Source organism: Pseudomonas sp. UBA1879, assembly GCF_002338065.1.
Classification (GTDB): domain Bacteria; phylum Pseudomonadota; class Gammaproteobacteria; order Pseudomonadales; family Pseudomonadaceae; genus Aquipseudomonas.
Genome location: NZ_DDHJ01000017.1, coordinates 118,272 through 138,727, shown reverse-complemented (window position 1 = coordinate 138,727; position 20,456 = coordinate 118,272). Strand labels below are relative to the sequence as shown.

Here is a 20,456-nt window from a genome sequence, read left to right as displayed (position 1 = left end):
GGCTTGCTGGCGAATCTGACTTCTGTGGGAGCCGGCTTGCTGGCGAAGGCGATCTGTCTGTGACGCTTAGGGCGACTGAGACACCGCTCTCGCCAGCAAGCCGGCTCGCACAGGTATTGCGGCGTACACCGCAATACCTGTGCAGGGCTTATTTCCGGCTGGCAATGATGTAAACGGCGTGGATGATGCCGGGGAAATAACCCAGCAGCGTCAGCAGGATGTTGAGCCAGAACGCGCCGCCGAAGCCGACTTGCAGGAACACGCCCAGGGGTGGCAGCAGAATGGCGATGATGATGCGAATGATGTCCATGGGTGGAGCTCCTGATTAAGAAGATGGCCCATCGGGCCACACAGCTAATCGACTCTGCTGCGCTACAGGGGTTCCACAGCTTGAGTCAGGGAGTCTCTATCCGGTGGATAAAAAGTCGCCTTGGTTCTTTGGTGAAGATGCCGCTACAAATCGGGCAGGTGTCGTGCGACGCACTGAGGCAGCAAACGAGGTTCGAGCTTGGAACATGAAGAGGCAGAGCATCCCGGACCGGGGGCTGCGCACGCGCTAGGCGATTTTGAGAAGCCAGATAAAAGAAAACCCCGCCGAAGCGAGGTTTTCCAGACTGTTTCCCTTTTGACTTCCCTTTCTTCCTACCGTCCTGGCAGGCATTCCCTACGTGTCCCTGTTGTCTGTTTGCGCATCCTGCGCGACGTCCATGTGTGTAGATTAACTTTGGATCCCATGATGCGATAGAGCTATTTGTCATCACGTCGTGTAAGCCAAAGCTTACATGACGTGTTCGGGATCAGAACTGTGCGGCGTCCAGCAGGTACAGCGATTCACTGCCAGCCCGCACCGATGCGGCAAGCGACTGTATCCGCGGCAGAAGACGCGCGAAATAGAAACGCGCGGTGCCCAGTTTGCTGGCGTAGAAATCTTCCTGTGTCTCTTTACCCAGCGCCGCCTTTGCCGACATCGCCCACATGTAGGCGTATGCCGTGTAGCCGAAGACATGCAGATATTCGACGGACGCAGCACCGATTTCGTTAGGGTTGCTTCGCGCGCGATCCAGTACCCATTCCGTCAATTCATCAAGAGTCGTCAGCGCGGCGCTCAGAGGCTTGGTGAACTCGCCCAAAGACGCATCAGACGACGCGATGAACGCTCTGACTTCGTCAGAGAACAACCGGTAATGCGCGCCGCCAGTAGCGACGATTTTGCGCCCCATCAAATCCAGAGCCTGAATGCCGTTGGTGCCTTCGTAAATCTGGGTGATGCGCACGTCACGGACCAACTGCTCCTGGCCCCACTCGCGAATGTAGCCGTGGCCGCCGAACACTTGCTGACCCAGCACGGTGGTGTCGAGCCCCATGTCGGTGAGGAATGCCTTGGCGACTGGCGTCAGCAACGCAACCAGCGCGTCGGCACGGTGGCGAACGTCGTCGTCTTCGCTGTACTTGGCAGTGTCCAGTTGCAGGGCGACGTAGGTTGAAAACGCACGACCGCCTTCGTTCAGCGCCTTCATGGTCAGCAGCATGCGACGCACGTCAGGGTGAACGATGATCGGATCAGCGATGGTGTCTTTGGATTGTGCGCCGGTGGGTGCACGGCTTTGCAAACGATCGCGGGCGTATTCGATAGCGTTCTGATAAGAGCGCTCGCCAGACGCCAGCCCTTGGATACCGACGCCAAGCCGCTCGTAGTTCATCATCGTGAACATTGCCGCCAGGCCTTTGTTCGGCTCGCCAACCAGATAGCCTTCAGCTTGATCGAAATTCATCACGCAGGTCGCGGACGCCTGGATACCCATCTTGTGTTCAATCGAGCCGCACGAAACGCTGTTGCGCGCGCCCAGGCTGCCGTCGCCATTGACGAAGAATTTGGGCACCAGAAACAGCGAAATGCCTTTCGGCCCCGCAGGCGCGTCTGGCAGTTTCGCCAGCACCAGATGGATGATGTTGTCGGTCAGATCGTGCTCGCCACCGGTGATGAAAATCTTGGTGCCGCTGATCTTGTAGGAACCGTCCGTTTGCGGCTCGGCCTTGGTGCGAATGATCCCGAGGTCGGTCCCGGCATGGGCTTCGGTGAGGCACATTGAACCGGCCCAGATGCCTGCGTACATGTTTGGCAAGTAGGTGGCCTTCAGCGCTTCGCTGGCGTGGGTGTTGATCGACACGCACGCGCCGGAAGTCAGCATCGGGTACAGGCCGAAGGCCAGACTCGACGAGTTGACCATTTCCTCGACTTGAGCCGAAACCGCCTTCGGCATGCCCATACCGCCAAACTCGGGGTTGCCACCCACTCCGACCCAGCCGCCTTCGGCGTAGGTTTTGTAAGCCTGAACGAAACCTTTCGGCGTCGTGACAACGGTGTCAGCCCAGTGGCAGCCCTCTTCGTCAGCCGCACGACTCAGCGGCGCGACTGATTTGCCGGTGACCTTGCCGGCCTCCTCAAGAATCGCCTCGACGGTTTCCGCATCCACTGCTTCGGACAGCTCGGGCAACGTGGCCCAGAGTTTGGAGACTTCGAACACTTCATTGAGGACGAAGCGCATATCGCGTAACGGCGCTTTGTAGTCGGCCATGGCAAACCTCGCAAACAGCAACAGATACCGGGGGAAAGAGACGCAACGGGGGAGCTTGCAGCGTCGGTGTGTCAGTGATGCCGAGTGTACAGGAACACCATTTGCGACACATAGGGTCGATTGGTGACCATTTATCGCATTTTGGTCACTAATAGGTTTGAAACGCGTGCGAGCCTTCACAGAGGACGTGAAAGCCATTGATTACAAAGAGAAAGAAATGAACCCTAGCTGGCGGCGGCCATTCGGACTGCGCCACGTTTATTCATGTGGCTATGCGCGATGACACAGTTACGACCCGCGCCTTTGGCGGCATAGAGCGCCTGGTCAGCAGCTTTGAGCACCTCTTCAGGATTGCGATGCTCGGGCAATCGTTCGGCAACGCCCATGCTCACCGTGACTGAAACCGTGGACGCCTGGGAGCCCGCGCGCCGTTGACGTCCTTGCTGGTCGTCTTGCGGGCGGCTGTCCTGATTGCGCAGATGGATCGAGTAATTGGCGATGGTCTCGCGAATCACTTCCAGGTGCGGCATGCATTCGTCCAGCGTCTTGCCAGCAAAGACGATCGCGAATTCTTCCCCTCCATAGCGATAGGCGCGTCCCCCGCCATTGGTGATCTTCGACAGTTTGCTCGCCACCAGGCGCAGCACTTGATCGCCCACATCGTGACCATGGGTGTCGTTGAATTTCTTGAAATGGTCGACATCGCTCATCGCCAACACGTAGTTGCGGCCCAGACGCTGCATCCGCTCGTTGAGTGCCCGCCGGCCCGGCAATCCGGTCAGCTCGTCGCGGAAGGCCATTTGATACGCCTCATGTGCGACCCCGGCCGCGATCATCAGCATCACCTGACTGCACATGATGTTCAGCGTGAACGGCAAAATGAAGGTTTTCGGCAACGCCCAAAACAGCCCGAGCAGGCCCACCAATTGCGCGGCATGCAGGGGCCTTGGCTTGTGAATGTATTGCGTGATCAGCAACGCGAAGGCGATGAGGAAGGTGGCGTAAGACAGTTGGATCAGGCTCATCCATTCGCCATGCAGCGCGGGCCAGCGAATGTCGGCGAGCCAGGCGAGCAGGCTGTCCGGAAAGCTTTGCTCAAGCCCCAGTGCGACGCTGCCGACGGCGACCAGGACGGCCAGACGCGCGACCAGATCCTGCAACAGGTGCGTGCGTTCTTCCCACGCTGCAAACAGCCCGAACATGATCGGCAGCAATAGGCAGCAGAGGTGGAACACGACCGCCGCGTCTTCTCGGACTTTTCCGTTGTCACGGTAGTAATCAGTCTGCGTGTCGAGCAGGAAATACGCGATGTACACGGTGATCATCAGGAACAGCTCACGCTGGCGCTTGTAAACGCCGCAATACGCGCCGCCGAGTAACAGCACCAACGTGGGCAGCACATTGAACAGCGAAGTGAAGAAGACGTTGAGGTCCTTCACATACGCGGCCGCAAGCCCGGCGATCAACAGCGCCAGTGAGGGCACAAAATGGCTGAGGCGTGCAGCTGAAGGGCGCAGCAAGAGGCCGGTCTCCGACTCGTTCAAATCAATGGCATTGTGCCTGTATCGGCCGAATAACAGATTTAATGAGGAGAAATTGTGAGATGGATCACTCTTTTTTATGACGTTCCTGATCGCACAGTCACATTGATGCCCGCTCAGATACCTGACTGTGGGAGCCGGCTTGCTGGCGAAAGCGGTGTATCAGTGCACAAATGGTGGCTAACCCTGCGCATTCGCCAGCAAGCCAGCTCCCACAGGGAAGCGTGAACATGCCGAGCACAAAAAAACCGCCTGCCCCGAAGGACAAGCGGTTTTGCATGTGGAGCGCAGTGTTGACTCAGTACGCCAGACCGAAGTGCTCTTCGTTCATGTCCATCAGGTTGTTGGCGCCCGACAGCATGGCCGCCACGTGGGTGCGGGTGCGTGGCAGGATGCGCTGGAAGTAGAAGCGCGCGGTTTGCAGCTTGGCGGTGTAGAAGGCCTCTTCGGACGTGCCCGCAGCCAGTTTCTCGGCGGCGACACGTGCCATGTCAGCCCAGAAGTACGCCAGGCAAACGTAACCGGAGAACATCAGGTAATCCACCGAAGCGGCGCCGACTTCTTCGCGATCCTTCATGGCTGCCATGCCGACCTTCATGGTCAACTCGCCCCATTCTTTGTTCAAGGCAGCCAGCGGCGTGACGAATTCGTTGACCGCTTCGTTACCTTCCTGCGCCTGGCAGAATTTGTGGACGATTTTGGTGAAGCCTTTCAACGCCTCGCCTTGGGTCATCAGCACCTTACGACCCAGCAGATCGAGGGCCTGAACGCCAGTGGTGCCTTCGTACAGCATCGAAATACGGCTGTCGCGAACGTTCTGCTCCATGCCCCACTCGGCAATGAAGCCGTGGCCGCCGTAGATCTGTACGCCGTGGTTGGCGGACTCAAAGCCGACCTCGGTCATGAACGCCTTGGCGATCGGGGTCATGAATGCCAGCAGGCCATCGGCTTGCTTTTTGGCGTCGGCGTCTTCGCTGTATTTGACGATGTCGACCTGCTTGGCCGTGAAGTACACCATCGCGCGAGTGCCCTCGGCGAAGGCCTTCATGGTCAACAGCATGCGACGCACGTCAGGGTGGACGATGATCGGATCGGCGGCCTTGTCCGGCGCTTTCGGGCCGGTCAGCGAGCGCATCTGCAGACGTTCGCGCGCGTATTTCAAGCCGCCCTGGAAACCGATTTCGGCGTGGGCCAGACCTTGCAATGCGGTGCCCAGACGTGCGGTGTTCATGAAGGTGAACATGCAGTTCAAGCCCTTGTTCGGCGGGCCGATCAGGAAGCCAGTGGCGCCGTCGAAGTTCATTACACAGGTAGCGTTGCCGTGGATGCCCATCTTGTGTTCGATGGAACCGCAGTTGACAGCGTTGCGCTCGCCGACGCTGCCGTCAGCCGCTGGCAGGAATTTCGGAACGATGAACAGCGAGATGCCTTTGGTGCCCGCAGGCGCGTCCGGCAGGCGGGCCAGCACGATGTGGACGATGTTATCGGCCATGTCGTGTTCGCCAGCGGAAATGAAGATTTTGGTGCCCGAGACTTTGTACGAGCCATCGGCCTGAGGTTCAGCCTTGGTGCGCAACATGCCCAGGTCGGTGCCGCAATGAGGTTCGGTCAGGCACATGGTGCCGGTCCACTCGCCCGACACCAGCTTGGTCAGGTAAGCCTCCTGCTGTTCGGGGGTGCCGTGTTCGGAAATGGTGTTCATTGCGCCATGAGACAGGCCTGGGTACATGCCCCACGACCAGTTGGCTTCGCCGACCATTTCGCTGACCGCCAGGCCGAGCGACTCAGGCAGGCCTTGGCCACCATGGGCGACGTCATGGGCCAGGCTCGGCCAGCCGCCTTCGACGAACTGTTTGTACGCTTCCTTGAAACCCGTTGGGGTTTTAACGCCGGATTCGCTCCAGGTGCAGCCTTCGTTGTCACCTACGCGATTCAGCGGGGCCAATACCTGCTCACAGAACTTGGCGCCTTCCTCGAGAATGGCGTCGACCATGTCAGGCGTGGCGTCCTGGCAGGCTGGCAGACTCTGATAGTGCGCTTCGTAGCCGAGCAGCTCGTCACGGACGAAGCGAATATCACGCAAGGGGGCCTTGTAGTCAGGCATAGCGATAAACCTCTGCTGATGAATCCTGGATTTGGATGACCGAAGGGTCACTGTAGGGACTTGCCCCTGCACCGAGGTGTCGTTGTTATTCGGTGGTCAAACAGATGTTTGAAACATACGTTTACGCCTAATTGATGTCAAGGGTGCGCCGTGCACCTTTCATCGACGGCATGAAAAACGTCACGCCGCTGTTCAGACGCAATGGGTCGGATCAAAAGAGTTTAGGCGCGCCAAGCCCGTGAGGCAGACAGCAGTCTGCCGCGATTCAGCCGGGTGATAGGGCGTAATTCAGCGGGAGGCAAACACAAGAACGCGCACAGAGCGTGCGCGCTTTGAAGAAGGATTTTGCAAAGAATCAGACGAAGGTGTCGATCAACGTGCCAAGCGCTTCATCGGACGCTTTTTCGACTTTGGCGCCCAGTTGAACCTGAATGCGGCCTTCAGTCAGCTCAACAACATTAGTGGCCATGTCGGAACGTTGGGGACGATCGACCGAACGCAGGCGCTCAAGCTGGAAATCGGAGGACTGACTGCGGCCCGACACTTCAGTCGCCGGGCTCGCCAACTGAGAGGCGGCCTGATCGACACGATCCTGCCCGACCTGCATTGCACTCAGGCCTGGATACAGCGTGTTGTTCAGCGTGATTTGCATGATCGAAATCCTCTGTTCATAAAACGAACAATGCCATTAAAGCAGCAACGCCAGTGAAACACCCGGCAAAAACACTAATGGCATTGCGCCTTGTGATAGAGGTCACAACCCGGCTGCTCGGGCATAAACAGAACGGATCAAATCGACGCTAATCCAGCAACTCCAAATGCAAATGCTCGGCGATCTTTTCAGGCGAGGCTTTTTTCATGTGCGGCACGCGCCCCAGGCAGGGGGCCGGCAGGCGTTCGGCCAAGGTGGCAAGGTTTTCTTCGAGGCGGGAGGTTTTGGGATCGATGATGTTCGCCACCCAACCCGCCAGTTGCAGGCCATCGTTGGCGATCGCCTCGGCGGTCAGCAACGCGTGACTGATGCAGCCCAGACGCACGCCCACCACGAGTATCACAGGAAGTTTCAACGCGATGGCCAGGTCCGACAAATTGGCCTGATCCGCCAGCGGCACACGCCAGCCACCCGCACCTTCGATCAGGGTGAAGTCAGCATTTTTGTCGAGAATGTGGCGCATCGGCCCGAGCAGCGATTGCACGGTCAGTGCGACACCTGCCTCGCGAGCAGCGAGGTGCGGAGCGATGGCCGGTTCGAACGCGACCGGGTTAACTTCGTTGTAGGTCAGCTCAACCGAACACTCAGCGCGCAATGCAACGGCATCAGGATTACGCAGCCCCTTGGGTTTCACGTCACAGCCGGAGGCCACGGGTTTGCCTGCGGCAGTGCTCAGCCCGGACTGTCGCGCAGCATACAACAGCCCCGTGGCGACAGTGGTTTTGCCAACGTCGGTGTCGGTTCCCGCGATGAAATACGCAGCGCTCATCTTGGCGACCATCCGTTCAGATTTTTTCAAACTGTTACTCACTCACTATAGCGCTCACACGAACGACGCTTGTAAAACCGGTCATTTTTTAAACAGCGCTCGGCTTTTCCAACACGGCGTAGACCACTTGATACGTCGCAGGGAGGCCTTTCTCCTGTCTGAATGCCTCGTAGGCCTCGATCAACGCCTGAATGCGCGCGCGGCCAGTCAAACCTCCCGGCCTGCCGGGATTGATATTGTGAGCGCCCAGGGCCTTGAGTTCGTGGGTCAGGCTGCGCACGTCGGGATAATGCAGGACATGGGGCAGAACGCTCACGCTGTGCACCTGCAACCCGCTGGCCGCGCACAGCCGCTGATAATCTTCAAACGCGCGGAAGCGATTAACGTGCACCAGGCCGTCCACAGCCTGCCAGCTGTCGCGCAGTTCATACAGGGTGCCGACGCACAGGCTGGCAAAACCGAATACTCCACCGGGCGTTAACACGCGTCTGGCTTCGGACAGCACAGAATCGAAATCCGAGCACCATTGCACGGCCAGGCTGGAAAACACCAGGTCGACGCTGGCATCGCGCAACGGCAGATTCTCTGCATCACCCGCTACGTAATGATCCGCCCCGCCCAAAGGCCGCGCGTGACGGAGCATGCCCTCGGCAATGTCCAGCGCAAGGCCTTCGCTGTGGGGAAACCGTTGCGCCAGCACGCGACTGAAATAGCCGGTGCCGCTGCCCAGATCCAGCCAGCGCGCAGGCATCACTTCAGGCAAGCGCGACATCAGTTCACTGCCCACCGCCCGCTGCAACTCGGCAACGCTGTCGTAGCTGGTCGCCGCTTTGGAAAACGATGCGGCCACTTGGCGCTTGTCAGGCAGAGGGTTCTGGTTTTTTGCCTGCTGCTGTTTCACGGCTTTCAACACCGCACAGTGGGAAAGATCAGTCATCACCGGACTCATGTAGAAATGCCTGGACCGCCGCCGCCACGCCATGGGGGTTTTCCAGAATGAACGCGTGGCTGGCCTGCTCGATCACGCCGACTTCGATATCCGGCAACAGTGTGAGCAGGTCAGCCGACGCTTCGGCAGGCACCAGCGCATCGAGGCCGCCGAACAGGTGCAGTTGCGGGCCGCGATAGGCTTGTAGCGCGGTGCGGGTGTCCATCTGCTCGAGCAATTTGAGGCCCTCGATCAGCCCAACGCTCGTGCCGTGAGGCGCACCGGCCTTGAGCTGTCGGGCCAGGGCGCGCGGCTCTTCGGCACCCTGCACGCACATGAGACTGAAGCGCTTGAGCGTGGAATCGGGATGGGCTTTGCAGCCTGCAATGAACGCGTCGAAATCGGTTTGTGGCATCGCGTTCGGCCACTGGCTTCGCGCGACGAAACAGACGTTACTGGCGAACGTCGCCAGCCCGCAGCAGCGTTCGCCACGTCGCGCCGCCAGCTCCGCGGCCAGCATGCCTCCGAGGGACCAGCCGCCGAGCCAGGCGTTATCTGGCAGGGTCGAATCCAGCTCATCTAGCCATTCGCTGAGGTCGTCGGTGTCCAGATCCGGCAGCGGTTCGATCTCGACGTGCAGATGTTCGTCCAGCCCGCGCAAAGCGGCCGCCAGCGGCTCCAGCGGTGAAACGCCGAGCCCCCAGCCTGGCAACAGGATCAAGCGATCACGCATTGTGTGGCTCCACCGATTCACATGTGCTGTTCGAATCCAAGGCAAGCAACGGATAGCACTGCTCCAGTGCTTCTAACAATAGCTGCACCTGAGCTTCGCTGTGAGCAGCAGACAGCGTGACACGTAAACGCGCACTGCCCGAAGGCACAGTGGGTGGACGAATCGCAGTGACCATCAGCCCGCGCTCGCGCAGCAGTTGTGACAGGCGCAAAGCACGGTCGCTGCTGCCGATGAGGATCGGCTGAATCGGCGTAACGCTGTCCATCAGCTCAAGCCCGATGGCCCGAGCGCCCTCGCGGAACTGCTTGATCAGCGCCTGCAAATGCGCGCGACGCCAATGTTCCGTGCGCAACAGCTCAAGGCTTTTCAGCGTTGCGCAGGCCAGCGCGGGCGGTTGACTCGTGGTGTAGATGTAGGGGCGAGCGAACTGGATCAACGTTTCGATCAGTGCCTCGCTCCCGGCCACGAACGCGCCTGCAGTGCCGAAGGATTTGCCGAGGGTGCCGATCAATACGGGCACGTCTTCCATGCTCAATCCGAAGTGTTCGACGATGCCCGCGCCAGTAGCGCCCAGCGGGCCGAAGCCGTGAGCATCATCGACCATCAGCCAGGCACTTTTGGCCTTCGCGACCTTGGCCAGCGCAGGCAGGTCGGCGATGTCGCCGTCCATGCTGAACACGCCATCCGTCACGACCAGCGTATCGCCCACGGCCTTTTCCAGCCGGGTGTTCAGGCTATCGGGATCATTGTGCAGATAACGGGAAAACCGCGCGCCGCTCAGCAAACCGGCGTCCAGCAGCGAGGCGTGATTGAGGCGATCTTCCAGCACCGTATCCCCCTGCCCCACCAGCGCGGTCACGGCGCCGAGGTTCGCCATGTAGCCATTGGAGAACAGCAGCGCGCGCGGGCGACCCGTCAGGTCGGCCAGGGCTTCTTCGAGTTCATGGTGCGGCGTGCTGTGGCCGATCACCAGATGCGAAGCCCCGCCGCCCACGCCCCAACGCTCGGCGCCTGCTTTCCAAGCAGCGATCACGTCGGGGTGGTTGGCCAGGCCCATGTAGTCGTTGTTGCAGAACGCCAGCAGTGGCTTGCCGTCGACGATGACTTCAGGGCCCTGCGGACTCTGCAACAGGGGACGTTGGCGATAAAGGTGTTCAGCGCGACGGGCAGCGAGACGTGCGCTCAGATCGAAAGACATGCAGGCCTCGGGTTAGATGCGATACGCGTTTCGCTGTCGGAGTGAGCTTGCTCGCGATTGCATTGTTTCAGCCACCATCGATGTGTCTGATCGACTGCTATCGCGAGCAAGCTCACGCCTACAGGTCCGCGCGTGCCGCAAGTTTCATGACAGGCAAACGTTAGGAAGGGAATCAAACCGCCGCGTCGTAGAACATCTCGCTGCTTTTCTGTTCGATCAATGCCTGTTCGATCGCCGCCTGATGCACCTCGTCCGAATGCTCTTCACGTGCTTCCGGCTGAATGCCCAGACGCGAAAACAGCAGCATGTCTTTATCGGCCTGCGGGTTGGCGGTGGTCAGCAGTTTGTCGCCGTAGAAAATCGAGTTGGCGCCTGCGAAAAACGCCAGGGCCTGCATTTGATCATTCATCGCTTCGCGACCGGCAGACAGGCGTACGTGAGATTGCGGCATCAGAATGCGCGCGACGGCCAGCATGCGAATGAAATCGAACGGGTCGACGTCTTCGGCATTGGCCAACGGCGTACCGGCAACTTTCACCAACATGTTGATCGGCACCGACTCCGGGTGCTCTGGCAGGTTGGCCAACTGAATCAGCAGGTTGGCGCGGTCGTCCAGCGATTCGCCCATGCCCAGAATCCCACCGGAGCAGATCTTCATGCCGGCATCGCGCACGTACGCCAGTGTTTGCAGACGCTCGCTGTAGGTGCGGGTGGTGATGATGCTGGTGTAGAAATCCGGCGAGGTGTCGAGGTTGTGGTTGTAGTAATCCAGTCCCGCGTCGGCCAACGCTTTGGTCTGGTCCAGATCCAGTTTGCCGAGGGTCATGCAGGTTTCGAGGCCCATGGCTTTCACGCCTTTGACCATTTCCAGCACGTACGGCATGTCTTTGGCCGACGGATGCTTCCACGCGGCGCCCATGCAGAAACGGGTCGAACCGATGGCCTTGGCGCGGGCCGCTTCTTCCAGGACCTGCTGGACCTGCATCAGCTTTTCTTTCTCAAGACCGGTGTTGTAGTGGCCGGATTGCGGGCAGTACTTGCAATCTTCCGGGCAGGCGCCGGTTTTGATCGACAGCAACGTAGACACTTGAACGCGGTTCGCATCGAAATGAGCGCGGTGCACGGTTTGCGCCTGAAACAGCAGGTCATTGAACGGCTGTGTGAACAGCGCCCTGACCTCGGCTAAGGTCCAGTCGTGACGCAAAGTGGCATTGATGCTGGCGCTCATAGGCGGCTCCTTCATGTATTCGGCAAGTACCCGGGCGGTTCGGCAATCGGCCAGAACCTGAAAGTCCACAGGCGCAACACGGATGTTCGGCATAGTTAAGGAAGCGACATGCACTGTCAACCACACAGCGGGCATCAGGTTTACATCTGGTTAAAAAACGTACAAACCTGCTTATTGTGCGATGAGCAGACTGACTCGGACATCGCCCTCTGCACACAGTGCGAAAGCGACCTGCCCTGGTTGATCGATCAATGCGATCGTTGCGCGTTGCCGATGTCCATGACAGACCTGACCTGCATGCAGTGCCTGCGCCACTCCCCGGCCTTCGACGAAGTCATCGTGCCGTGGCGTTATGACTTCCCCATCGACGCGCTGGTCACACGCTTCAAACACCAAGGCAGATGGCCGCTGGGCCGACTGCTCGCGGACTTGCTCGCGCGCACGTTGCAACATCGATTCGACGAAGACCTCACCCCGCCCGATGTCTTGGTGCCCGTGCCACTGGCCAGCAAGAGACTGCGCCAGCGGGGCTACAACCAGGCAGCGATGCTCGCGAACTGGCTTGGGTCGCAGCTGCGGCTACCGGTTGACGAGCGCCTCATCAAACGGACGAAAGAGACCCCTGCGCAGCAGGGGTTGAACGCCAAAGCGCGCAAACGCAACCTTCGTGACGCGTTTACCCTCGCTACCCCCTCGAAAGTCATCGATCAACACATCGCCCTCATCGACGATGTCCTGACCACGGGCTCAACCGCTGATGCGCTGGCAAATCTGTTGAAAAGGGCGGGCGCGAAGAAAGTCGATGTGTATTGCCTGGCGCGCACGCCGAAGCCTGGTGACTGAGTGATGAGCGCTGCGATGCATACCATCGCCCAAAGCGCCTACATTTTTTTGCGAATGAATTCGCTCCAACAGCATTAAGAAGAGGACGCAAGTGCCATCTCGATATGAACACGAGAACAGTGGGGGAGCGAACCATTGATGGCGAAGCGGGACCGTCTGTTATGGCATCTTTTGTCATACACTCGGCCGACCATCCCCGACAGAACGTCTAACCCGACATGTCCTTCCCTCCTTCCCTCACCCAACACATGGTCCGCCGCCCCCATCGCATTGCGCTGTTGCAGCACATTGCCGAGCAGGGTTCGATCACGCGTGCGGCGAAGAGCGCGGGGTTGAGTTACAAGGCGGCGTGGGATGCGATCGATGAGCTGAACAATCTGGCGCAACAGCCGCTGGTCGAGCGCAGTGTGGGCGGGCGTGGCGGTGGCGGCGCGAAGTTGTCGGTCGAAGGCGAGCGGGTGTTGCGGCTTTATCAGCGCTTGCAGGCGCTGCAAACCCAGCTGTTGGAGACGCCGGAAGAGTCGAGCGATCTGGCGTTGCTCAGCCGTTTGATGTTGCGCACCAGCGCACGCAATCAGTTGCACGGTCGGGTCGACAGCATCACCCCTGCCGGTCGCAACGACATGATCGGGCTGGCCCTCGCTGGCGGGCTTTCTATCGAGGCGCAAATCACCCATGACAGCACGTTGCGATTAGAGCTGGAAAAAGGCGCAGACGTGTTTGCGCTGATCAAAGCCAGCTGGCTGGAATTGCTGGCACCAGATCAGCCCGCAACACTTGGACACAATTGCCTGAATGGCAAAATCGACCAGATTCTTGATGGGGAAGATGGCCCCAGCGAGGTCCGAGTCGCCCTGTCGAACGCTCAGATCCTGTGCGCGGTCGCTCAGCCCGACCATCTCAACACCTTGAAGCTAAAGGTCGGCAGCAACGTTAGCGTGCAGTTCGCACCTTCCAATGTATTGATCGGAACGCCGCTGTAGATTTCGCGGACGGCGCGTGTGAAGGGCCTGCGCCGTCATGGAACGGACACAATAGCGTCATCGGGACTGAATAAGGTTTTCGCCAAAACCGCAGGAAGCCCGTGATGAAATTATTAGAAGAACACCAGTCCACCGACCTCGAAGCGCTGGTCCGGCAGCACAGCGTCGGCCTCACCCGCCGAAGCTTCATCAGCGCAGGCACGCTGTGCGGCGCCGCTATGTTTTTGGGTGGCAGCGTGCTCAGCCGCAGCGTAATGGCCGCCAGTGGCAGTGCAGGCAACAATGCCTTGCTCGGTTTCGACAGCATCCCCGCCTCTACCGCCGACAGCATCACGCTGCCTGCCGGTTACACCGCTTCGGTGTTGATCAGCTGGGGGCAGCCACTTCACACGGGCGGCCCGGCCTTCGACCCTAGCGGCCAAGGCACGGCCAGCGCACAAGAACTGCAATTCGGCGATAACAACGACGGCATGAGCCTGTTCACCTTTCCCGGTGACGATGCCCATAACGCCACGCGCGCGCTGATGGCCATCAATAATGAGTACACCAATTACCGCTACCTGTTCGATCACGGTAAAGACCCGCAATCCGCCGCTGACGTGCACAAGGCCTTGGCCAGCGAAGGGGTTTCGGTCATTGAAGTGAAACGCGAGAACGGTCTGTGGACGTTCGTGCAAGGCTCGAAATACAACCGCCGCGTGCACGGCAACACGCCGATTCGCCTGAGCGGCCCGGCGGCAGGGCATGAATGGCTGAAGACCGCCGCTGACACGACCGGCGAGAAGGTGCTCGGGACGTTCCAGAATTGCGCCAACGGCAAGACACCCTGGGGCACGTATCTGACATGCGAAGAGAACTTCACTGACTGCTTCGGTAGCAGTGATCCTGCGCAGACATTCGACGCCGCTGCCAAGCGCTACGGTGTGGTCGCCGCCAGCAAAGAAGTGAATTGGCACCCCCACGACCCGCGTTTCGACGTCGCCCAGCATCCCAACGAATTCAACCGTCATGGCTGGATCGTGGAAATCGATCCGTTTGACCCGACGTCGACCCCAGTGAAGCGCACTGCGCTGGGCCGCTTCAAACATGAAAACGCAGCGCTCACCGAGACCAGGGACGGTCGCGTGGTGGTGTACATGGGCGATGATGAGCGCGGCGAATTCATTTACAAATTCATCAGCCGCGACAAGGTCGATCACAACAACCCGAAAGCCAATCGCGACCTGCTCGACCACGGCACGTTGTATGTCGCGCAATTCGATAACGGTGACAGTAACGCCGATCATCCGAAAGGTCGGGGCAAATGGGTCGAGCTGACCCACGGCAAAAACGGCATCGACGCATCGAGCGGCTTCACCAGTCAGGCAGAAGTGCTGATTCATGCGCGTCTGGCGGCCAGCGTCGTGAAAGCCACGCGCATGGACCGGCCCGAGTGGATCGTGGTCAGCCCCAAGGATGGCCAGGTCTACTGCACGCTGACCAACAACGTCAAACGCGGCGAAGAAGGCCAGCCGGTGGGTGGGCCGAATCCCCGGGAAAAGAATCAGTACGGGCAGATTCTTCGCTGGCAGGAAACCGGCTCGGACGCGGCGTCGATGGACTTCACGTGGGATCTGTTCGTGGTGGCCGGTAATCCTGGCGTGCACGCAGGCAAGCCACAGGGCGGCTCCAGCAACATCACTGCGCAGAACATGTTCAACAGTCCGGACGGCCTGGGTTTCGATAACGCCGGGCGATTGTGGATTTTGACCGATGGCGATTATTCCAACGCGGGCGACTTCGCCGGGATGGGCAACAACCAGATGCTCTGCGCCGACCCCGCCAGCGGTGAAATCCGCCGTTTCATGGTAGGTCCCGTGGGCTGTGAGGTGACTGGCATCAGCTTCGCGCCGGATCAAAAAGCGCTGTTCGTCGGCATCCAGCATCCCGGCGAGAAAGGCGGCTCGACCTTCCCCGAGCACTTGCCCAACGGCAAGCCGAGGTCGTCGGTGATGGTGATCACGCGCCAGGACGGCGGGGTGATTGGGGCGTGATTCCCAGCGTGCCTGCATAACGTGTTCGATATGAGTACGGTCCCTGTGGAAGTGAATGTGCTCACGAAAGCGGAATACCGGGCACCATAACGTGCCCACGGCCCCGCATTCGTAAGCAAACTCACTCCCACAGATCGCGTCCGGCCCTCTCGTATCGGGATCGGTCATAACGCGATGTGTCGGCCATCCCATCCCTGAGTTACCATGTCTGGCCCGACGCGGCAGCCTGCCGCGCGCAGGAGTCAGCATGGCCCATCCCTTCGAAACGCTTACACCCGACCTTGTGCTGGACGCCGTTGAAAGCATCGGCTTTGTCAGCGACGCCCGCATTCTTGCGCTCAACAGCTATGAGAACCGCGTCTATCAAGTCGGCATCGACGAAGGTCAGCCGCTGATCGCCAAGTTCTACCGGCCTAACCGCTGGACTAACGAAGCGATCCTCGAAGAACACAGCTTCACCGCAGAATTGGCCGAAGTCGAAATCCCGGTGGTGGCGCCCCTCACACACAACGGCCAGACGCTGTTCGAACACGCCGGGTTTCGCTTCACCCTCTTCCCCCGTCGTGGCGGTCGCGCACCAGAGCCTGGCAACCTGGACCAGTTGTATCGCCTTGGCCAGCTGTTGGGCCGGATCCATGCCGTCGGCGCCACCCGCCCGTTCGAGCATCGTGAAGCGTTGGGGGTGAAGAACTTTGGTCATGACTCGCTGAATTATTTGCTGGAAAACGATGTTATTCCCCGCAGTCTTTTGCCTGCCTACGGGTCAGTGGCGAAAGATCTGCTCAAGCGTGTCGAAGATGCCTACGCCGCAACGCCGCATCAGAACATCCGCATGCACGGCGACTGTCACCCCGGCAACATGATGACCCGCGACGAGATTTTTCACATCGTCGACCTCGATGACTGCCGGATGGGGCCCGCCGTGCAAGACGTCTGGATGATGCTGGCGGGTGATCGTCAGGATTGTCTGAGTCAACTGTCGGAACTGATGGACGGCTACAACGAATTTCACGATTTCGACCCCCGCGAGCTTGCGTTGATCGAACCGTTGCGCGCCTTGCGCCTGTTGCATTACAGCGCGTGGCTAGCCCGTCGCTGGGACGACCCAGCGTTTCCTCACAGCTTCTCCTGGTTCGGCACCGAGCGTTACTGGGGAGATCAGGTGCTGGCCCTTCGCGAGCAAATGGCCGCCTTGAACGAACCGCCTCTGAAACTGTTCTGAACCGTCAACGGGTCATCGTCTGCATGGCCCCGGACCTTGGAAAAAGCTGATCAAAAAACGCACAACACTTTCCAAGCCCCTGCCGACGTGGCTTGCAGCGATGTTTGCGCAGGTTATCCACAGCCTCATTCAAGCTATTTGTGCACAAGCCCCTGATTCTGCTGATTTTTTGATCAATCGCCTCGGCGTCGCAGCTGTCGTGGGCTCCAGGCCTGTATCCGCAGGTTATCCACAAGCCAGTGCATGGAAAAACTGAATAACTTGCCGCTGCTCACTGCTCTGCCATGATCTTCAATTCCACCATCAGCTCATCGGCCAGGGTTTCCAACCGCTGCTGCAGCGCATCAAGCGCCAGATTCTCAGGGAGGCCCAACAGCGCATGGGCGCGGAAAAGGGTTTCGCTGCTCATGGGTGCTGGCTCGACATTGGTCACCAACTGCTCGACGTTGACGCCCTGCTCACTCAACACCCGGGTCACGTCCCGTACGATCCCGGGCCGATCATTGCCTACCAGTTCCATGGTGATAGGTTTCGGATTGGAAACGCGCTCGCCGCCCATCTCGGCAAATTGGACGCGAATTCCATGAGACGAAAGTGCCTGTAGCGCGCTTCTCAGATCGCCTTGCACATCGGCAGGCACATCAACGCGGACAATGCCAGCAAACTGTCCGGCCAGATGCGCCATACGGCTTTCCAGCCAATTGCCACCGTGATTTGCAATACAGGAGGCGATCCTTTCGACCTGCCCCGGTTTATCCGGAGCGATGACGGTGACGATAAGCTGATCCACGGTGAACTCCTTCTGCTTTGAGGTCCGCTGGCCGGAAACCGGCGCCTGCGCGGCTGCCGGGCAAGTATAGGCAAGCCTGGGAGGTATGCCCGAGTGCTTCCTCAGGAAACATTTTGTGTACCGTTTTTACATTTATCTGGAACAATTAGTCATTTTTTTGAGAACATCCGTAACCCCAGCGTGACCCTGTGTGAGAATTCGGTCGCTTGGTGACAGATTAGGCCTGGATTTTCACACTGCGACACATCATGTAGTATTCCGCCGCGACCACTACATAACCGTTGGAACGATGCCTGACTCGGCATCCTGCCCGTCAACACCCATAGCCCAGCCGCCTGCAACGGCATGTTCTGGCACGGGAACGCAGCGATGTCGGTGGCTTTAACAAGAAAGCGCCAAGAGGCGCGGATAGCTGAGCAGAGTGAGGCAAGCAATGACTGAACACGTTCAAGTCGGTGGCCTTAAGGTCGCCAAAATCCTTCTGGATTTCGTGAACAACGAAGCCATTCCTGGAACCGGTATCGAAGCTGCCGCGTTCTGGGCCGGTGCCGACGCGCTCATCCACGAGCTGGCGCCTAAGAACAAAGCCCTGCTCGCCAAACGTGACGACTTCCAGGCGCGTATCGATGCCTGGCATCAGTCCCATGCCGGCAAGGCCCACGATGCTGCCGCATACAAGACGTTCCTGCAGGACATCGGTTATCTGCTGCCAGAAGCAGCGGATTTCCGGATCTCGACGCAAAACGTCGACGAAGAAATCGCCTCCATGGCCGGTCCGCAATTGGTGGTCCCGGTGATGAACGCCCGTTTCGCACTGAACGCGTCGAACGCCCGCTGGGGTTCGCTGTATGACGCGCTCTATGGCACCGACGCCATTGCGCAAGCGGGTGGCGCGGAAAAGGGCAAGGGTTACAACAAGGTCCGCGGCGACAAGGTCATCGCCTTCGCTCGCGCCTTTCTCGATGAAGCCGCGCCACTGGCCGCGGGTTCTCATGTCGATTCCACCAGCTATAAGATCGTCGACGGCGTGCTGATCGTCGGTCTCAAGGGCGGCAGCAACACCGGCTTGCGTGACGACGCGCAGTTGACCGGCTTTCAAGGCGATGCATCGTCACCGACGGCGATCCTGCTCAAGCACAACGGCCTGCATTTTGAAATCCAGATCGACGCCACCAGCCCGATCGGCCAGACCGACGCAGCGGGCGTCAAAGATGTGCTGATGGAAGCTGCGCTCACCACCATCATGGACTGCGAAGACTCCATCGCTGCCGTGGATGCGGACGACAAGGTCGTGGTCTACCGCAACTGGCTGGGCCTGATGAAGGGCGATCTGTCGGAAGAAGTGTCCAAGGGCGGCAAAAGCTTCACCCGCACCATGAACCCGGATCGCGTCTACACCTCGCCAAAAGGCGAAGCGGTAACGCTGCACGGCCGTTCGTTGCTGTTCGTGCGTAACGTCGGTCACCTGATGACCATTGACGCGATCCTCGACAATCAGGGCAATGAAGTGCCGGAAGGCATTCTCGACGGGCTGCTGACCAGCCTGGCGGCGATCCACAACCTCAAGGGCAACACGTCTCGCGCCAACAGTCGCACCGGCTCGCTGTACATCGTCAAACCAAAGATGCACGGGCCGGAAGAAGTGACATTCACCAACGAGCTGTTCGGTCGTATCGAAGACGTGTTGAGTTTGCCGCGTAACACGCTGAAGGTCGGGATCATGGACGAGGAGCGCCGCACTACGGTCAACCTCAAGGCGTGCATCCAGGCGGCCAGCGAGCGCGTGGTGTTCATCAACACCGGCTTCCTGGACCGTACGGGCGATGAAATTCACACCTCCATGGAAGCGGGTCCCGTCGTGCGCAAGGCGCAGATGAAGGCTGAAAAATGGATCGGCGCGTACGAAAATTCCAACGTCGATATCGGCCTCAAATGCGGCCTGCAAGGGCGCGCGCAGATCGGTAAAGGCATGTGGGCGATGCCGGACCTGATGGCGGCGATGCTGGAGCAGAAAATCGCTCACCCGCTGGCCGGAGCCAATACTGCCTGGGTGCCGTCGCCGACAGCGGCCGCGCTGCACGCGCTGCACTACCACAAGGTCGACGTGTTCGCCCGTCAGGCCGAACTGGCTCAGCGTGCACCAGCGTCGGTCGATGATATTCTGACCCTCCCGCTGGCGCCAAACACCGACTGGACACCGGAAGAGATTCAGAACGAGTTGGATAACAATGCTCAAGGGATTCTGGGGTACGTCGTGCGCTGGATCGATCAGGGCGTGGGCTGCTCGAAGGTGCCGGACATCAACGACATTGGCCTGATGGAAGATCGCGCAACCCTGCGCATCTCCAGCCAGCACATCGCCAACTGGCTGCGTCATGGCGTGGTCAGCGAGGCGCAGGTGTTGGAAAGCCTCAAACGCATGGCGCCGGTGGTGGATCGGCAGAACGCCGGCGATGCGCTGTACCGCCCGCTGGCGCCGGACTTTGACAGCAACATCGCCTTTCAGGCGGCGGTCGAACTGGTGATCGAGGGCACAAAACAGCCGAACGGCTATACCGAGCCTGTGCTGCATCGCCGTCGCCGGGAGTTCAAGGCGAAGAACGGGCTGTAAATCAAGCCCAAACCAAAAAGGCGGTGAGTCCCAGGACACACCGCCTTTTTTATTGCCATCGATGTTCGGTTTATCGGACAACTGCAGACCAACCTGAGGGAGCCGGTTTGCTGGCGAAGGCGGAGGGGCTGCCGACTTGATTCAACTGACCTAACGCCTTCGCCAGCAAGCGGGCCCCCCACAGC

The 20,456-nt window shown here is 59.5% G+C and carries 16 protein-coding genes; 5 read left to right on the top strand and 11 right to left on the bottom strand.

The genetic code is table 11. The annotated features are described in order from the left end of the window. Nucleotides 1–148 precede the first annotated feature (148 nt). From B3N48_RS19930 to bioB, 10 genes are all read right to left on the bottom strand, one after another. Nucleotides 149–310: a YqaE/Pmp3 family membrane protein gene (locus B3N48_RS19930; RefSeq protein WP_045484381.1), complete on the bottom strand. Its 162-nt coding sequence runs from the start codon at nucleotides 308–310 to the stop codon at nucleotides 149–151. A 487-nt stretch (nucleotides 311–797) separates the two neighbouring features. Continuing rightward, nucleotides 798–2,576 (bottom strand): acyl-CoA dehydrogenase C-terminal domain-containing protein, encoded by a 1,779-nt coding sequence (locus B3N48_RS19925; RefSeq protein WP_296186719.1) that lies wholly within the window; start codon nucleotides 2,574–2,576, stop codon nucleotides 798–800. Between the two features lie 224 nt (nucleotides 2,577–2,800). After that, entirely contained in the window at nucleotides 2,801–4,096 is a 1,296-nt protein-coding gene (locus B3N48_RS19920) for a GGDEF domain-containing protein (RefSeq protein ID WP_296186717.1), read from the bottom strand. A 319-nt stretch (nucleotides 4,097–4,415) separates the two neighbouring features. Further along, nucleotides 4,416–6,221 (bottom strand): phenylacyl-CoA dehydrogenase, encoded by a 1,806-nt coding sequence (locus tag B3N48_RS19915; RefSeq protein WP_296186715.1) that lies wholly within the window; start codon nucleotides 6,219–6,221, stop codon nucleotides 4,416–4,418. Nucleotides 6,222–6,576: 355 nt separating this feature from the next. Continuing rightward, nucleotides 6,577–6,873 carry a pyrroloquinoline quinone biosynthesis protein PqqE gene (locus tag B3N48_RS19910; RefSeq protein WP_296186713.1) on the bottom strand — a complete coding sequence of 99 codons (297 nt, stop codon included), beginning with the start codon at nucleotides 6,871–6,873 and terminating at the stop codon, nucleotides 6,577–6,579. Nucleotides 6,874–7,021: 148 nt separating this feature from the next. Continuing rightward, on the bottom strand, nucleotides 7,022–7,702 hold the full coding sequence (gene bioD, locus B3N48_RS19905; RefSeq protein ID WP_296186824.1) for a dethiobiotin synthase: 681 nt from the start codon (nucleotides 7,700–7,702) through the stop codon (nucleotides 7,022–7,024). A gap of 88 nt (nucleotides 7,703–7,790) precedes the next feature. Then, nucleotides 7,791–8,639 (bottom strand): malonyl-ACP O-methyltransferase BioC, encoded by an 849-nt coding sequence (gene bioC / locus B3N48_RS19900; RefSeq protein ID WP_296186710.1) that lies wholly within the window; start codon nucleotides 8,637–8,639, stop codon nucleotides 7,791–7,793. Next, nucleotides 8,632–9,363, bottom strand: coding sequence for an alpha/beta fold hydrolase (locus B3N48_RS19895; RefSeq protein ID WP_296186707.1), 732 nt, complete (start codon nucleotides 9,361–9,363; stop codon nucleotides 8,632–8,634). The genes bioC and B3N48_RS19895 overlap by 8 nt, the downstream gene beginning before the upstream one ends. After that, nucleotides 9,356–10,561, bottom strand: a complete 1,206-nt coding sequence (gene bioF / locus B3N48_RS19890) for an 8-amino-7-oxononanoate synthase (protein ID WP_296186706.1) — start codon at nucleotides 10,559–10,561, stop codon at nucleotides 9,356–9,358. Before bioF ends, B3N48_RS19895 begins: the two co-directional genes overlap by 8 nt. 172 nt (nucleotides 10,562–10,733) lie before the next feature. Next, nucleotides 10,734–11,789 carry a biotin synthase BioB gene (gene bioB, locus B3N48_RS19885; protein ID WP_296186704.1) on the bottom strand — a complete coding sequence of 352 codons (1,056 nt, stop codon included), beginning with the start codon at nucleotides 11,787–11,789 and terminating at the stop codon, nucleotides 10,734–10,736. 108 nt (nucleotides 11,790–11,897) lie between these two features. Between bioB and B3N48_RS19880 the strand changes: the two genes are divergently transcribed. From B3N48_RS19880 to B3N48_RS19865, 4 genes are all read left to right on the top strand, one after another. After that, a complete protein-coding gene (locus tag B3N48_RS19880) occupies nucleotides 11,898–12,632 on the top strand; it encodes a ComF family protein (protein WP_296186703.1) in 735 nt (244 codons plus the stop codon). A gap of 218 nt (nucleotides 12,633–12,850) precedes the next feature. Beyond that, complete coding sequence (locus B3N48_RS19875) at nucleotides 12,851–13,615, top strand: TOBE domain-containing protein (RefSeq protein ID WP_296186702.1); 765 nt, start codon at nucleotides 12,851–12,853, stop codon at nucleotides 13,613–13,615. 104 nt (nucleotides 13,616–13,719) lie between these two features. Beyond that, entirely contained in the window at nucleotides 13,720–15,648 is a 1,929-nt protein-coding gene (locus tag B3N48_RS19870) for a PhoX family protein (RefSeq protein WP_296186700.1), read from the top strand. Between the two features lie 247 nt (nucleotides 15,649–15,895). Continuing rightward, on the top strand, nucleotides 15,896–16,870 hold the full coding sequence (locus B3N48_RS19865; protein ID WP_296186698.1) for a serine/threonine protein kinase: 975 nt from the start codon (nucleotides 15,896–15,898) through the stop codon (nucleotides 16,868–16,870). Between the two features lie 271 nt (nucleotides 16,871–17,141). Here B3N48_RS19865 and B3N48_RS19860 read toward each other — a convergent pair whose 3' ends face one another. Further along, nucleotides 17,142–17,660, bottom strand: a complete 519-nt coding sequence (locus B3N48_RS19860; RefSeq protein WP_296186696.1) for a glycine cleavage system protein R — start codon at nucleotides 17,658–17,660, stop codon at nucleotides 17,142–17,144. 433 nt (nucleotides 17,661–18,093) lie between these two features. On the opposite strand from B3N48_RS19860, the gene B3N48_RS19855 reads away from it, so the two are divergent. Next, nucleotides 18,094–20,271, top strand: coding sequence for a malate synthase G (locus B3N48_RS19855; protein WP_296186695.1), 2,178 nt, complete (start codon nucleotides 18,094–18,096; stop codon nucleotides 20,269–20,271). Nucleotides 20,272–20,456: the final 185 nt, after the last annotated feature.

Coding starts and splice junctions, on each gene's coding strand:
- B3N48_RS19915 (WP_296186715.1), bottom strand. CDS start 6,221: ATGCCTGACTACAAGGCCCCCTTGCGTGATATTCGCTTCGTCCGTGAC.
- B3N48_RS19930 (WP_045484381.1), bottom strand. CDS start 310: ATGGACATCATTCGCATCATCATCGCCATTCTGCTGCCACCCCTGGGC.
- B3N48_RS19870 (WP_296186700.1), top strand. CDS start 13,720: ATGAAATTATTAGAAGAACACCAGTCCACCGACCTCGAAGCGCTGGTC.
- B3N48_RS19895 (WP_296186707.1), bottom strand. CDS start 9,363: ATGCGTGATCGCTTGATCCTGTTGCCAGGCTGGGGGCTCGGCGTTTCA.
- B3N48_RS19855 (WP_296186695.1), top strand. CDS start 18,094: ATGACTGAACACGTTCAAGTCGGTGGCCTTAAGGTCGCCAAAATCCTT.
- B3N48_RS19910 (WP_296186713.1), bottom strand. CDS start 6,873: ATGCAAATCACGCTGAACAACACGCTGTATCCAGGCCTGAGTGCAATG.
- bioC (WP_296186710.1), bottom strand. CDS start 8,639: ATGACTGATCTTTCCCACTGTGCGGTGTTGAAAGCCGTGAAACAGCAG.
- bioD (WP_296186824.1), bottom strand. CDS start 7,702: ATGAGCGCTGCGTATTTCATCGCGGGAACCGACACCGACGTTGGCAAA.
- B3N48_RS19875 (WP_296186702.1), top strand. CDS start 12,851: ATGTCCTTCCCTCCTTCCCTCACCCAACACATGGTCCGCCGCCCCCAT.
- bioB (WP_296186704.1), bottom strand. CDS start 11,789: ATGAGCGCCAGCATCAATGCCACTTTGCGTCACGACTGGACCTTAGCC.
- bioF (WP_296186706.1), bottom strand. CDS start 10,561: ATGTCTTTCGATCTGAGCGCACGTCTCGCTGCCCGTCGCGCTGAACAC.
- B3N48_RS19880 (WP_296186703.1), top strand. CDS start 11,898: ATGCACTGTCAACCACACAGCGGGCATCAGGTTTACATCTGGTTAAAA.
- B3N48_RS19865 (WP_296186698.1), top strand. CDS start 15,896: ATGGCCCATCCCTTCGAAACGCTTACACCCGACCTTGTGCTGGACGCC.
- B3N48_RS19925 (WP_296186719.1), bottom strand. CDS start 2,576: ATGGCCGACTACAAAGCGCCGTTACGCGATATGCGCTTCGTCCTCAAT.